Genomic DNA, 14,702 nt, shown 5'->3' with positions numbered 1-14,702 from the left:
TCATTTTCTTATCGGCTTGGAAACTCTTTGCTATTATAATGAAACAGGACATCTCCGATAACAGGAAGAGAAGAATGCAAGCAGGAAGGTGACAGGCTTTGGCGACAAAACGACGCTCGCTCCTCTTGGTGGGAGCAGTAGTGCTTATTTTCACACATGCAGTTTATTTGAAAGGGAGCCTGTCTGAACTGGTAAACCTCGCCGCCCTTGAGCTGGTCGGGCTGTCGGTCATCATCTCCTTTGCGATCAAGCGCAAGCATCTGGAAGTGCGAAAACTGGTGCGGCTGTTGATCCACGGCCGCGAGGGAAATCTAGAGGAAACGATCAAGCGGTTTTACTACTATGCTCTGGTGCAAAAAGAACAGGGCTATCTGGAGCTGGAAAAAGAGCTGCAGAATGAAAAGGACTCGTTCGTTCGTCGCGGCAGTCTGCTGGCGATTGAAGGAGTGCCGGAGGAAGAACTCCGCCTGATACTGGAGAACGAGTTAAAAGGGGAACAGCATCGCTACCAGCAGGCCGCTGGCTTCTTTCGTCTGGTCAGCTTGCTTGCTCCCGGCATGGGGCTGGTGGGGACGCTGCTCGGGATGACAGGTGTATTGGAGACGCTGTCTGATTTGACCCAGACTGGATACAGCTTGAGTGCCGCCATTGTGGCAACACTGTACGGTGCGCTTCTGGCCAATATGTTTGCCTTGCCGTGTTACTATCGCCTGATGGACCTGGTGGATCAAGAGATGTTTGAAAAGCGTCTGTACCTGGAGGGCTGCCTCGGCTTGCAGCGGATGGAGACACCGCGCGTGTTGTTTGAAAAACTGAATTCGTTCCTGCCGGGCGACAAAAAGCTGGTGCTGATCAAGACCCCAGGCAGTATGAAAGGGACGATTGAAAGGCAGGATCTCCATGCATGACGAGCGGCTGTACGACGAGAAAGAGCTGGAGAAAAGCTGGCTGATCAGCTATAGTGACTTGTTTACTCTCTTGTTTGTGATTATCCTGATCGTCGCAGCGGCCCATGCGGCCAAGCTGAAGGTAGAGATGCAGGAGGTCAAACAGGAGGAAGCAAAGCAGCAGGAAAACCTTCAGGAGGTGCAGGAAAGCCTCGATTTGCTCAACATCAAGAAGCTGGAGCTGCAGCGGCAGGTTCACGAGCTGGAGGCGCGGCGGTCGACCCTGGAATCGCTGGTTGATGAAAAAACGGGGACGGAGGTCCTGCCAAAACCGGCGGTGCCCACGGAAAAGGGGGACGACGCAGACCGCGATATGGAAACCGTGCGGACAGAGCTCTCTTCAGCCCTGCAAGAGCTGAATATCGACTATGAAGAAACGGAAGAAGGGCTGCGTGTGAGGCTGCCGGCCGCGATCCTGTTCCGCAGCGGGTCTGCCGATTTGCAGGAAGAGGGCAAGCAAGTAATCGGTACCGTAGCAAAGGTACTGGAGCACTTCTCTTACCGGGTGCGGATCGAAGGGTATACAGACGATATGCCGATTGTACATAGTGTGTACCGCTCCAATTGGGAGCTCTCCTCCGCCAGGGCGATCGCCGTGATGCGCGAGATGGTCGATGAGCATGCGCTGGCGGCTTCCCGCTTTACGGTAGCCGGTTGGGGCGAGCACAAGCCGTTGGTGGACAACTCCAATGCTGAAAATCGAGAGCGAAATCGGCGGGTGGAAATTGTCATTTTGGCAGAAAAAATATAATACAGAAAATTTTCTGTAAATAACCGAAGTTTGAAGAAGGATTCGCATGTATCAGATAGAAGTATATCTGATAGGAATCCTTCTTTCTTTTTCTATACGAACCCTTGTTCCTTTTTTCTTGATCGCTAACATAGTATGGACAGCATGAGCAGCAGGGGTGAGTTATCCCCCGCTTGTGCACAACGCCCTGTGGATAATGTGGATAAATCTGTGGATGAGGCAAAATAATCAACCTCACGTTGTGGACAGTGCTGGGGAAAAAAGAATCAAGACAGATACAGATGAGGGGGGCTTGAACACATGAAACTGAGGAAAAAATGGTGGACATCATTGATCCTGACTGTTGGCGTAGGGCTTTTGGTATCTGCCTGTGGATCGGGAGGGAACCAGTCTGCGACAGGAGGAGGCACAGCAGACAAGGTTTACGTCGTAGGCACAGATGCAGCTTATCCTCCATTTCAAGTGCTGGAGGCTGACGGCAAGATCACCGGACACGACATTGATGTCTTAAATGCGGTCGCCGAAGCAGCAGGCTTTAAGGTTGAATGGAAGAATACCGGTTGGGACCCGTTGTTTGATGGCCTGGACAGAGGGACCGTAGATATTGGGATCTCTTCCATCACGATAACTGATGACCGCAAAAAGAAGTATGATTTTTCTGAACCCTATTTTGAGGCCAATCAATTGATCCTGGTAGCGGAGGATTCACCCGTCAATACGCTGGCTGATCTGAAAGGCAAGAAAATTGGCGTTCAAGGTGCTACCACCGGCGGAGAAGTGGTGAAGAAAGCATTTGGCGATACGTATCAAGGTCTGAAGGAATACGATGACATGCCGTCTGCTGTTGATGATTTCTTTAATGGACGTGTGGAAGCCGTCATTGGAGACAACGGTGTCATTCAGTACTATGTGAAAAAAATCCAGGACAAAAAGTTTAAGCTGATCAAGGACGATTCCTTTGAGAAAGAGAATTACGGCATCATGGTGAAAAAAGGAAACACAGAAATCATGAACAAAATCAACGAGGGATTGAAGAAGATCAAGGAAAACGGAAAGCTGGAAGAAATTCGCAACCAGTACTTCGGTAAAGAGTAAATGTGGATACGACCGGGTACGTCAAAAGGCGTGCCCTGTTTTTCTATGTAAGCCAAGCAGCATGGAAGGGAGGGCACACCTTTGGACTGGAGCGTCGTTTATAATTATCGAGAGTTGCTTATCCGAGGATTTTTCAACACGATACTGCTGACGGCGGTAGCTACTTTGATTGGTACACTTCTTGGGCTGTTTATTTCTTTGGGGAAACAGTCCGGCAAAGCCTGGATTCGTATACCTTGTTCCATCTATGTCGAACTGTTTCGCGGAACCCCGATGCTGGTCCAAATCCTTTTGATTCACTTTGCAGTCATTCCTTCCATTTGGGAGGTATTCTTTCCGGGGCAGAGCAGTCCGGAAGCCATTTATTCAGGTATGATCGCGTTATCCTTGAATGCGGCAGCCTATATCGCAGAGATTTTCCGTGCAGGAATACAATCGATTGATCCTGGGCAGATGGAGGCAGCTCGTTCCCTTGGGATGACCAAGGGGATGGCGATGAGACTGATCGTGATACCACAGGCGTTTACGAGGATGCTCCCTGCGCTGGGGAACGAGTTTATCTCCCTGCTGAAAGACTCGTCGCTCACGGCTGTTATCGCGACTCCGGAATTGAACTACGCGGCCATGAGCATCGCCAAGAGCACCTTCGAGCGCTATCCCCCGTACCTGACGGAAGCCGCCATTTATCTGGTCCTGACCCTTTTCTTGTCAAGAGTCGTGGTCAGGGGCCTGGAAAAGAAATATACCCCCAAATAAATGCACGAGACACATGAATGAAAATCCCCTGTTGCCGAAAGGTACAGGGGATTTTTGGTGCGGGAGGAAACCTCTCGTTATTCAATGATCGATTGGATCTGCAGGGTGCGATGCTGACGCAAATCCAGGTATTCTCCTTTGCGACGCACCAACGGGCGCATAGGCTCGTCCGTGTGAATCAGAAGGATCTCGACGCGCTCTCCAGAGTTAAGATAAGCTTCTGTGCCGACATACAGCATGATGACGTAGTGGATAAAGGGAGTGACGATTTGCGGGTTCAGTTTACCGGCGTAGGCAAGATCGGACAGAATGGTCGCAGCTTCAAAGGGAGATGTGCCTTTGCGATAGACCCGGTCTGTACAGATGGCGTCAAACACGTCGGCGACACTGACAATCTGGCATTCAAATGGAATGTTTTCTTGCCGGCGTCCTTCCGGATAGCCTGAGCCATCCAAACGCTCATGATGCAGCAACGCACACAGGGCGAGCATTTCATCGGCTCCATCCATATTGCGAATGAGGTACTCTCCCAGTTTGGTGTGCTGTTTCATGATTTTATACTCATCGTCTGTCAAGCTGTCCGGTTTGACCAGGATCTCTTGGGGAATCATCATTTTTCCCACATCATGCAAAAGTCCGGCCTGGCCTAAAAACACGATCTGCTCCTCCGATTGCCCCATTAATTTGCCGATCAGGGCCGAAAGGATGCCGACGTGCAGGGAGTGGCGGTACGTGTATTGGGCATTTCCTTCCCTTACGTAGATAAAGCGTTGAACGCCATGGCGCTGCAAGATATCGTCCAGCAAGGGGTAAAACACCTGATTAAATTGGTGAAGAGGAGGAATGGAGCCGGTAGCGATGCGGATAAATAACTCTTCTGTATGTTGAACGGCTGCCATATATTCGTGAGCTGCTTGTACTTCGTTCCAATGGAGCAAGGGAGAAGGTGGGTCTGGTATAAGGTCGTCATTGGCCACAAATACCTGCTTGACCTTGTGAGCGCTGAGTAAGCGTATATCACTTGGGTGCAAGACCGCGCCCGCCGGCAGGAGCAAAAGACCGTTTTCGTTGTAAACGTCTTCCGCCAGCGTCTTCCCCGTGATGGAATGCGAAGGTTTTGCCTCTTCCATGAGGATTCCTCCATTCTATAGTCATGCACGGTAAATGCTCACGGTAAATATTACCTAATTGTAGTAGTATACCATAGCTTGGTGACTTTACTAGAATCTTGTCGTTTCTTGTAGAAAATTTAAGTTTTTGTAAAGGAATTTTGAAGGAAGCGGGAGGATTTTTTACAATCGCAAGGAATAGTTATAGGAAAGACGGAAGGAGGTTTTAACCATGAAATTCCAAATTCGTGGAGAAAACATTCAAGTAACCGCAGCACTTCGAGAGTATGTAGAAAAGAAAGTGGGCCGTCTTGCTAAGTATTTTGAGGATTCCAGCCTCACAGAAGTACAAGTAACGATGAGTGTCATCAGAGGTGATGGGACCATCGAGGTAACCATTCCTCTCAGCGGGGTCATCCTTCGCGCAGAAGAAACGCACGAAGATATGTACGCCGCTATTGATCTAGTGGTAGAGAAGTTGGAAAGACAAATCCGCAAGCATAAGACCAAACTGATCCGCAAGCTTCGTTTCGAATCCAACAACAGGGCCATCGGAAATGCCCGCCAGCCAGTAGCCGTGCTGACGCAGGACCTGGAAGACGGGGACGACGTCGAAATCGATATCGTCCGCACAAAGCGCTTTAATCTGAAGCCGATGGATGCCCATGAAGCCGTCATGCAGATGGATATGCTAGGACATAGCTTCTTTGTATTCCAAAACAGCGACACAAATGATGTCAATGTAGTTTACCGCCGAAATGACGGGCGCTATGGATTGATTGAACCGAAATAACGACTGGCAAACAGGGAGTTGCTGATTATGGCAACTCCCTTTACTTGTGTACTTACGCTATCATTTGATAAAATATCATTTTAGGGAAGAAACATCACAAAATGGCTTCCTGTTTTCATGGATTGGAAGAGTGTGTCCCCCTGTACGCCGTTCAGGTTTACAGCGGTTTGCACATGAAAATACAAAGGTACCAAGAAGCTGGTTCATTTGTCACAGGTAGCCCCCTGCGGGGACTGCAGATGTGGCTGCGCATGAAGAAATAATCGAGGTAGTATTGCCACTTGGAAGGGGTGTCCTTATGCTGGGACTCGTGAAAAAGATTTTTGGCGACAGCAATGAACGTGAAGTCAAAAAGATGTTCAAGCGCGTGGAAAAAATCAATGCGCTGGAGCCAACAGTAGCAGCACTCACGGACGAGCAACTGCGTGAGAAGACAGAGGAATTTAAAAATCGCCTGGCAAAGGGCGAATCATTGGAAGACATTCTGAACGAAGCGTTTGCGGTAGTGCGTGAAGCATCCAAACGGGTGCTGGGCATGCGCCACTTTGATGTGCAATTGATCGGTGGTATGGTCCTGCAGGAAGGCCGTATCGCCGAGATGAAGACAGGGGAGGGGAAAACCCTCGTCGCGACGCTGGCTACCTACCTGAACGCGCTTCAGGGCAAAGGGGTCCATGTCGTAACCGTGAACGAATATTTGGCTGAGCGTGACTCCACGATCATGGGACAGCTCTATAATTTCCTAGGTCTGAGTGTGGGACTGAACAAAACAGGACTGACCGCGGAGGAGAAACGAGCGGCTTACTATTGTGATATTACGTATGGGACCAACAACGAATTTGGCTTTGACTATCTCCGCGACAACATGGTGCTGTACAAAGAGCAGATGGTTCAGCGACCGCTCTACTTTGCCATCATTGACGAAGTGGACAGCATTTTGATTGACGAGGCGCGTACACCGCTGATCATCTCCGGTGCTGCGAACCGGACGACAGAGCTTTACTATATCTGCGCGCATTTTGTGAAGCGACTGGAGCAGGAAAAAGATTATACCGTCGATGAAAAGCTGAAAATCGTAACCCTGTCGGATGAAGGTGTCGCCAAGGTCGAACAGGCCTTTAACATCGAAAACCTGTACGATACGGCCCACATGACTCTCAACCATCACATTACTGCGGCACTGAAGGCTCAGGTCTTGTTTAAACGCGACGTAGACTATGTCGTTCAAGATGGCGAAGTTGTCATCGTTGACGAATTTACTGGCCGTCTGATGGTGGGACGCCGCTACAGCGAGGGTTTGCACCAGGCGATCGAAGCCAAAGAAGGCCTGCGGGTCCAAAGCGAGAGCATGACGCTGGCTACGATTACCCTGCAAAACTACTTCCGGATGTATCAGAAGCTCTCCGGTATGACCGGTACAGCCAAGACGGAAGAAGAAGAATTCAAGAAAATCTACGGATTGGACGTCGTGGTTATCCCGACGAACAAACCGGTTGTTCGACAAGACCATCCCGACCTTGTTTTCAAAACAGAAGCGGCCAAATACCGCGCTGTTGTGAATGACATCGTCGAGCGACATAAAAAAGGCCAGCCGATCCTCGTCGGTACCATTTCAATCGAAAACTCTGAGATGCTCTCCCATCTGCTGAAGCAAAAAGGTGTGCCGCACAACGTCCTGAACGCCAAGCAGCACGCCCGTGAAGCCGAGATTATCGCGCGCGCGGGTCAGTACGGTGCGGTTACGATCGCGACGAACATGGCTGGTCGCGGTACCGATATTCAGCTTGGAGAAGGTGTAGCGGATCTGGGCGGTCTGCATATCATCGGGACAGAGCGCCATGAGAGCCGCCGGATTGACAACCAGCTGCGCGGACGTGCTGGACGTCAGGGAGACCCGGGTTCTTCCCAGTTCTTCCTTTCCATGCAGGATGAGCTGATGCGCCGCTTTGGAGCGGACAACATCATGAACATGATGGACCGCCTCGGTATGGAAGAAGACATGCCGATTGAAAGCCGCCTGGTTACACGTGCGGTCGAATCCGCCCAGAAACGGGTGGAGGGCTCCAACTTTGACGCCCGTAAAGTGGTTCTGCAGTATGACGATGTGATGAACCAGCAGCGTATGGTCATCTACAAGCAACGCCGCGACATTTTGGAGCAGGAAGCGCTCAGCGATGTGGTACTGCCGATGATTTACAGTGTCGTCGACCGTCATGTCGAGACCTTCTGTCCGAAGGAAGAAGTGCCGGAGGAATGGAATCTGGAAGGCTTGGTCGAAGCGGTCAACAACGGAATCCTGCATGATGAAACCTTGACCGTCAATCAGCTGAAGGGCAAGGAAGCCGAGGAAATTACCGAATTCCTGAAGGAAGAGGTCCTCAAGCAATTCAAGCAGCGTGAGATTGAGATCGGTGAGATGTTCCGTGAATTTGAAAAGGTCGTTGTGCTGCGCGCTGTCGACAGCAAATGGATGGACCACATCGATGCTATGGAACAGCTTCGTCAGGGTATTCACCTGCGGGCTTACGGCCAGAACGATCCGCTGCGTGAATATCAATTCGAGGGCTATGAGATGTTCCAGTCGATGGTCGCTGCTGTAGAAGAAGAAGTGGCGATGTACATCATGAAAGCGGAAGTCAGCCAAAACCTGGAGCGTCAAGAAGTCATTCGCGGTCAGGCTGCCGATCAGTCCCAGCTGCAAACGTCCGGTCCATCCGAACGTCCAGTAAGCGAGACTTCGGGGGATGCCGACCCTAAAAACCGTGCACAGCGCCGGGCGGAGGAACAGGAACGCCGCCGTCAGATGAAGCGCGGTCAGTAAGCAAAAAGCAAGTACAGCCTGAGGATAATCTCGATCAGCGAACCACCTTTTCCCTATGGGAAGGGGTGGTTTTTTTCGTTTTTCTTCCTGACTGTCAGACAGGCTTCGCCCCTTTCCCGGTTTTTTCGTTGCCGAAACACGAATGGTTTGTCTGACCCTGCAAAAAAGTAGCGAACGATTTTTCTGGAAAAGGTAGGCATAATCCGTAGAATCAAAGGTACGTCTTATTACTTTTGCCTGGAGGATGATAGCGATGAAGAAAACCGTGAATGTTTTACTCAGTTCCACTTTGGTATTGGGGTTGGCGATGTCCGCCCTTTCAGCGGTACAGACGCCTATCTTTGCGAAAGGGAAGGAAACGACGTATCTCATCGCTTACAAAAATGATATTCCGAGCGATTTTGAGGAACGGATTGAAGAACTGGGAGGATCAGTGGAAACAGTTGTGGATGAAGTAGGGATTGTATCCGTTACTTCCAATGATCCGAACTTTTTGAAAAACATAAAAAAAGACAAAACCATTCTGGCGGCCGAAGAGGAGCTGGAGGTATATCTGGATCAGGAGAGACCGGAAGCGGCTGACGGCCAGCCGATCACAGATGTCCCGCAACCGGACTGGGATGATCCCGACCAGAACTACCATGATCTCCAGTGGGATATCAAACGGATTACCAATGACTTCCGCTCCCATGATATCAGTAAAGGCAACTCCCGCACCGTCGTCGGCATCATCGATACGGGTCTTGATTTTGACCATCCTGATTTACGGGATAATGCGGATGAGGCGGGCAGCCGGACTTTCGTGCCGGGAACAAAAGATGCGTGGGATCAAAATGGCCATGGAACACATGTGGCTGGATCGATCGCTGCCAATGGAAAGGTATTGGGAGTGGGGCCTGATCTGACAGTACGCGCCTACCGCGTATTTGGGGCGTCAGGAGGAGCGCAGCAGTCATGGATTACCAATGCACTGGTGGCCGCAGCCAATGACGGCGTCGATGTCGTAAACATGAGTCTCGGCGGCTGGCGCTGGATGGCTCATAACTACGGGGAAAAGGGAGAGTCCGCCTCTATGGTTGCATACAAGAGAGCGGTCCAATACGCCGTGAAAAAAGGCGTGACCGTCGTAGTAGCAGCCGGAAACGACTCGCGTGAGCTGGGGAACCTGCATGATATGCAGGAGTACTGGAAGGAAACCTACGGCCTGGATATCAAAGGACCCTCCCGCGTGGTGCCTGCCCAGATTCCGGGAGTGATTACCGTATCGTCTTCCAATGAATGGTCTACTGATAAAATCGCCTTCTATTCCAACTATGGAAACCCCATTGATATCGCTGCGCCAGGCGGGGACAACGGGCCGGAATACGACAGGCTGTACAGGGAAGATCCAAAGGGCGATTATCTCGACAAGCGAGACTTCCACTATCGCGCATTGTCCACTTACCCGACGTATCTTCCTCCATACTTTACCTCCGATTTGAAAGGCTATGCGTTCATGCATGGAACCTCCATGGCAGCGCCAAAAGTGGCCGGAATCGCTGCTGTGATCAAATCAGAGAATCCGAAGATGAAGCCAAATCAGATAGCGGCGTTGATCTACAAGACGGCAGAGGATTACGGCAAGCGTGGACAGGACAAGCTCTTCGGAGCAGGGGAAGCAAATATTTACAATGCACTGACCGAATGAACACTCCCTCCACCTACGCTTTACGCTGAGGTTTAAACGAGCCGTTACGACATAATATGGGACGGAGGTTAAGAGGCATGAGAACCGGAGATCGTGTCATGGGGATTCAGGCGAAGTTTATTCTGGAAAGAATTGACGAGACCTGGACGCTGATAAAGAAAAGGGGAGCTTCCGGAACAAGCAGTTTTCTGTTCGGTAAATGCACCGTTCCGGAAGCTGAGGAAGCCCAAGAGCATACAGATGCTATGGAAGCTCAAGAAGTACTGGGAACTCAAAAAGTTCTGGGAACTCAAGAAGCTCTGGCAGCTCAAGAAGCCAATGAAACACAAGAGGCAAAGAAGCAGGACTGGACCTTGCTCCTCCGGCAGGATGCGGTGTTCGACGATCATCGGCTGACCACGGAGCTGGCAGAGCCAAACTGGAACGGCTGGGGACAAATGCCCCCAAAACAAGTCGCTTTGATCACGGACGGGGGAAATGGGAGCAGCTATAAAAGACAGCCAAAGGGAGGGAACAGGTCCGTGGGTAAACGGGTTCTACTCTACAGGCAGAAGTCCACAAAAGGCGGTTTCCTGGTCTGGATGGGAGAATACAGCAAGCGTTCAGAAGGACCGGTCGCAATGTCGAGGGAACCGCAGGAGACGAGGTCTGCTCCCGCGCCGCCTTGATGTGACAGCTAGAGTCTTACCTGCCCCAATATACAACCTCAACGATGTACAACCTGCACAAACGTACAACCCTCACGAATAGGGGCGTACCCAAACAGCAGCAGTCATGTTGCGAATCCGCCGATTTACGGTACAATGAAACATAGCATAAAAAAGAGTAGGTGATTCGCACATGGCATTAATTGATATTGCGGACATCAAACAAGAGATGTCAAGCATGGCTAAACGTTTAGCGGATATCAGGGGGTCTCTTTGACCTCCCAGTAAAACAGGAGCGGATTGGTGAACTGGAAGAGCGCATGCTGGCCCCCGATTTTTGGGATGACAATGACGCTGCCCAGAAGACCATCAGCGAACTGAACGCATTGAAGAGCCTGGTAGAGACCATGGTCAAGCTGGATTCCCAATATGAAGACCTGCAGGTGATGTTGGAGCTGATCATCGAAGAAGGCGATCAATCGATGATTCTGGATCTGTACAACAGCACGCAGGAGCTGCGCAAGGAATTTGAAAGCTTCGAGCTGGAGCTGCTGCTCAGTGATCAGTACGATAAAAACAACGCGATTTTGGAGCTTCATCCGGGGGCCGGCGGGACCGAATCCCAGGATTGGGCTTCCATGCTGCTCCGCATGTATACCCGTTGGGCCGAGGACAGTGGCTTCAAGGTCGAAACGCTGGATTATCTGCCGGGAGACGAAGCGGGGGTCAAAAGCGTTACCCTTTTGATCAAGGGACACAATGCCTACGGCTACCTGAAATCAGAGAAAGGCGTTCATCGTCTGGTGCGGATATCCCCCTTTGATTCATCGGGACGCCGTCATACCTCCTTTGTGTCTTGCAACGTATTGCCCGAGATTGAGGATGACAATGAGATCAACATCCGTTCCGAGGATTTGAAGATAGATACCTATCGTTCCAGCGGAGCGGGTGGACAGCATATTAATACGACCGACTCTGCGGTTCGGATTACCCATTTGCCCACGGGAATTGTGGTCACCTGTCAAACCGAACGTTCGCAGATTAAAAACCGTGAGCGTGCGATGAAGATGCTGATGGCACGCCTTTTTGAACAAAAGCGCGAAGAGCAGGAAAAAGCCCTGCAAGCCATCCAGGGCGAGCAAAAGGATATCGCCTGGGGCAGCCAGATTCGCTCCTACGTGTTCCACCCTTACAGCCTGGTGAAGGATCATCGCACCAATGTGGAGATTGGAAATGTGCAAGCGGTGATGGACGGAGAGATTGATTCCTTTATTGATGCCTACCTGCGGTCACAAATCGACCGTCCACAATAAGCAGGTCCATTTTCGCAGTGCCGCATGGCAGGATGAGACGACAAACCATAGCAAAGGGAGAGGAAACCAATGTACTACGTCGCAATGCTAACCATTACGGATGCGGATTTGAATGCAAAAATTCGCCCGGCCCACCTGGACTATATCAATGATTTGTACAAACAGGGCAAGGTCGTGATGGCAGGCCCGTTTACGGACAAAAAAGGCGGCATGGTAATTTACAAAGCTTCATCCGAAGAGGAAGCACGGGAACTGGCCGAAGCAGATCCGGTAATCAAAGAAGGAGCGCGGACGCTGGAACTGCGAGAGTGGGGCGCTCTGGAATTTCCTTTAGGATGATTTGTTAAATCAAGAATGAATAGAGCGCAGCGGAGGCATACTTAGCGAAGAAATATTCTTCAATAAGGAGGGAACAGCCATGAAGCGATTCCCATTAACTGTCCTTTCCGCTGCGCTTGTTCTGTTGCTGGGAGCTTGTGGAGGCGGCGGCAAACAAGCTGCACCGCCACCTGCGACGACACCACCAGCGGGCGAAACTGCTCCGAGTGCACCTTCGGGCGGATATGATGCTGCCACGGCACAAACCTTGTTCAACAGCAAATGTTCCAGCTGTCATGGGCAGGATCTTTCGGGTGCAGTCGGTCCCAATCTGACGAAGGTCGGAGATAGATACACCAAAGAGCAGATTCTGGAGATCCTGAAAAACGGGAAAGGCGGAATGCCCGGTGGTCTTGTATCCGGGGCAGACGCAGATACCGTAGCTGCGTGGCTTGCAGACAAAAAATAATAGAGATGACACAGACAAGCGTCCGATTTTTCCCGTCGGGCGCTTTTTCTATGTGGAAAGGGTTGTGTTTTGTATGAATTTTTATTATCATTCATGTATAAAAATACAAAAAAGGGAGAGAGACTATGATTCGGGTCGGGATTGTCGGCGCTACTGGTTACAGCGGTGTCGAGCTTATACGTCTCTTGGCGGGCCATTCTGATGTGCAGGTGGCTCATCTTTATTCAAGTTCATCAGAGGGAGAAGCGCTCGCAAATGTATTTCCGCATTTGCATGCACATCCACTGCCGCCTTTGGCCAAAATTGATGCGGAGCAGATGGCAGCAGACAATGATGTCATTTTTCTGGCTACTCCGGCAGGTGTGAGTACGGAGCTTTCACCAGCCCTGCTTGAGAACGGTACCAAAGTAATCGATCTGTCTGGAGATTTTCGCTTGAAAAATGGCGAAGACTACCGAAGCTGGTACAAACGGCAGCCTGCTGAGGCACCATGGCTGGAAAAAGCCGTGTACGGCCTGTCTGAGTGGCACGCGGAGGAAATAGCCAAAGCCGATCTGATCGCCAATCCGGGCTGCTACCCCACGGCTGCGCTCCTGGGCTTGCTTCCATTGGCACAGTCGGGCTGGGTAAATCCGAAAAGCTGGATCGTCGATGCCAAATCCGGCGTTTCGGGGGCGGGCCGTGGTGTCTCACTCGGAGTTCACTACAGTGAATTAAACGAGAGCATCCATGCCTACAAAGTGGGAGCCCATCAGCATACGCCGGAGATCGAGCAGGAGCTGAGCAAACAGACCGGACTTCAGCAGCTTATCCAATTTACGCCCCATCTCGTTCCGATGACCAGGGGGATTCTCGTCACCGCTTACGGAACATTGGAGAGCGCAGTGTCACCCTCCCAGGTACAGGAGCTCTATGAGAGTGTGTACGCAGACAAACCCTACGTCCGGGTCCGTGCGCAGGGCAGTCATCCGCGGACCAAAGAGGTCTACGGTTCCAATTTCTGCGACATTGCACTGCATGTCGACGAGCGTACGGGCCGGGTTATCGTGCTAGCGGTCATCGACAATGTCGTCAAAGGGGCTGCGGGGCAGGCGATTCAAAACATGAACCTGATGTTTGGGCTGAAGGAGACGGCCGGGTTGTCCCTGGTGCCGCTTTTCCCGTAGAGGAGGAGAAAGAGGATGGAAGGAATCGTGGTCATCAAATGCGGGGGCAGTACGATGGAACAGTTGCCTGACCGCTTTTTTCAAGCAATTGCGGAGATTCAGCAAAAGGGAAAGCAGCTCGTCATTGTACACGGTGGCGGCCCGGCGATCAACAGCATGCTGGAGCGCTTGGCGATCCCCTCCCAGTTCGTGGACGGACTTCGGGTGACCTGCGAGGATACCTTGCAGGTCGTCGAACAAGTATTGTGCGGGCAAATCAATAAGTGGCTGGTGAGGCGGCTATCCGAGCATAGAGCCAAAGCCTGGGGGGTAAGCGGGATGGACGGCGGCATGCTTACCGCAGTGCAGACTGATAAACCGCTTGGACTTGTTGGAGAGGTAAAAAAGGTGGATGCGGCGATTCCGCTGGCCATTCTTTCCCATGGATATTTGCCGGTTATCGCCCCGCTCGCTGTCGGGACGGAAGGGAGCCAGAAGTACAATGTAAACGCAGATATAGCAGCGGGGGCAATCGCTGCTGCACTAGGGGCGGAAAGCCTGATCATGGTGACTGATGTCCCGGGAATCCTGGCACCAAAAGAAGAGGGCACTGCCTTGATCCCCAAAACAAATCCCCGGGAGATCGAGCAGATGATTCAGGAAGGGATCATTACAGGCGGGATGATTCCCAAGGTGAGGGCTGCTCTCGATGCCCTTTCTGAGGGGGTTCCCCAGGTTGTCATTTGCAGGGGGACTGCAGAGGATTTGCTCCGGGTTTGCCAGGGAGAGACGGCTGGTACGGCCATTGTCTCCAAAGCGGCCCAGGTCCACGCTTGAATACGGGAGGGTAA

General features: G+C 51.4%; 14 protein-coding genes. 13 read left to right on the top strand and 1 reads right to left on the bottom strand.

Annotated elements, in window-relative coordinates; translation table 11 throughout:
- Positions 1-98: 98 nt before the first annotated feature.
- The 4 genes from NDK47_RS24910 (at position 99) to NDK47_RS24895 (ending at position 3,549) form a co-directional block, all read left to right on the top strand.
- Positions 99-908 carry a motility protein A gene (locus NDK47_RS24910; protein ID WP_251872403.1) on the top strand — a complete coding sequence of 270 codons (810 nt, stop codon included), beginning with the start codon at positions 99-101 and terminating at the stop codon, positions 906-908.
- Complete coding sequence (locus NDK47_RS24905) at positions 901-1,698, top strand: OmpA/MotB family protein (RefSeq protein ID WP_251872402.1); 798 nt, start codon at positions 901-903, stop codon at positions 1,696-1,698. Before NDK47_RS24910 ends, NDK47_RS24905 begins: the two co-directional genes overlap by 8 nt.
- Positions 1,699-1,998: 300 nt before the next feature.
- Positions 1,999-2,793 carry a basic amino acid ABC transporter substrate-binding protein gene (locus NDK47_RS24900; protein WP_251872401.1) on the top strand — a complete coding sequence of 265 codons (795 nt, stop codon included), beginning with the start codon at positions 1,999-2,001 and terminating at the stop codon, positions 2,791-2,793.
- An 81-nt stretch (positions 2,794-2,874) separates the two neighbouring features.
- Positions 2,875-3,549, top strand: a complete 675-nt coding sequence (locus tag NDK47_RS24895) for an amino acid ABC transporter permease (protein ID WP_251872400.1) — start codon at positions 2,875-2,877, stop codon at positions 3,547-3,549.
- Positions 3,550-3,626: 77 nt separating this feature from the next.
- Here NDK47_RS24895 and NDK47_RS24890 read toward each other — a convergent pair whose 3' ends face one another.
- A complete protein-coding gene (locus tag NDK47_RS24890; protein WP_251872399.1) occupies positions 3,627-4,679 on the bottom strand; it encodes an HD-GYP domain-containing protein in 1,053 nt (350 codons plus the stop codon).
- Positions 4,680-4,890: 211 nt separating this feature from the next.
- On the opposite strand from NDK47_RS24890, the gene hpf reads away from it, so the two are divergent.
- The 9 genes from hpf to argB all read left to right on the top strand — a co-directional run bounded on the left by hpf (position 4,891) and on the right by argB (position 14,688).
- Complete coding sequence (gene hpf / locus NDK47_RS24885) at positions 4,891-5,451, top strand: ribosome hibernation-promoting factor, HPF/YfiA family (protein WP_251872398.1); 561 nt, start codon at positions 4,891-4,893, stop codon at positions 5,449-5,451.
- Positions 5,452-5,749: 298 nt separating this feature from the next.
- Positions 5,750-8,272: an accessory Sec system translocase SecA2 gene (gene secA2 / locus NDK47_RS24880; RefSeq protein ID WP_251872397.1), complete on the top strand. Its 2,523-nt coding sequence runs from the start codon at positions 5,750-5,752 to the stop codon at positions 8,270-8,272.
- A gap of 253 nt (positions 8,273-8,525) precedes the next feature.
- Positions 8,526-9,959, top strand: coding sequence for a S8 family serine peptidase (locus tag NDK47_RS24875; RefSeq protein ID WP_251872396.1), 1,434 nt, complete (start codon positions 8,526-8,528; stop codon positions 9,957-9,959).
- Between the two features lie 77 nt (positions 9,960-10,036).
- Positions 10,037-10,627, top strand: coding sequence for a hypothetical protein (locus tag NDK47_RS24870; protein WP_251872395.1), 591 nt, complete (start codon positions 10,037-10,039; stop codon positions 10,625-10,627).
- Between the two features lie 172 nt (positions 10,628-10,799).
- Positions 10,800-11,919, top strand: a protein-coding gene (gene prfB / locus NDK47_RS24865) for a peptide chain release factor 2 (protein ID WP_251872394.1) whose coding sequence is annotated in 2 segments (ribosomal slippage) — positions 10,800-10,880 and positions 10,882-11,919 — 1,119 coding nt in all. Because the reading frame shifts where the segments join, the coding sequence is not laid out codon by codon here.
- A 69-nt stretch (positions 11,920-11,988) separates the two neighbouring features.
- Complete coding sequence (locus NDK47_RS24860) at positions 11,989-12,258, top strand: YciI family protein (RefSeq protein WP_251872393.1); 270 nt, start codon at positions 11,989-11,991, stop codon at positions 12,256-12,258.
- A gap of 79 nt (positions 12,259-12,337) precedes the next feature.
- Positions 12,338-12,706 (top strand): cytochrome c551, encoded by a 369-nt coding sequence (cccB, locus tag NDK47_RS24855; protein ID WP_251872392.1) that lies wholly within the window; start codon positions 12,338-12,340, stop codon positions 12,704-12,706.
- Between the two features lie 125 nt (positions 12,707-12,831).
- Positions 12,832-13,872 carry an N-acetyl-gamma-glutamyl-phosphate reductase gene (gene argC, locus NDK47_RS24850; RefSeq protein ID WP_251872391.1) on the top strand — a complete coding sequence of 347 codons (1,041 nt, stop codon included), beginning with the start codon at positions 12,832-12,834 and terminating at the stop codon, positions 13,870-13,872.
- A 15-nt stretch (positions 13,873-13,887) separates the two neighbouring features.
- The gene (argB, locus tag NDK47_RS24845) at positions 13,888-14,688 is read left to right on the top strand and encodes an acetylglutamate kinase (protein ID WP_251872390.1); all 801 of its coding nucleotides are present in this window, start codon (positions 13,888-13,890) and stop codon (positions 14,686-14,688) included.
- Positions 14,689-14,702 lie beyond the last annotated feature (14 nt).

Source organism: Brevibacillus ruminantium (assembly GCF_023746555.1).
In the GTDB taxonomy this organism is placed as follows: Bacteria; Bacillota; Bacilli; order Brevibacillales; family Brevibacillaceae; genus Brevibacillus; species Brevibacillus ruminantium.
Note: the sequence above shows the minus strand (reverse complement) of the source record. Positions and strands in the feature narration are given on the sequence as shown.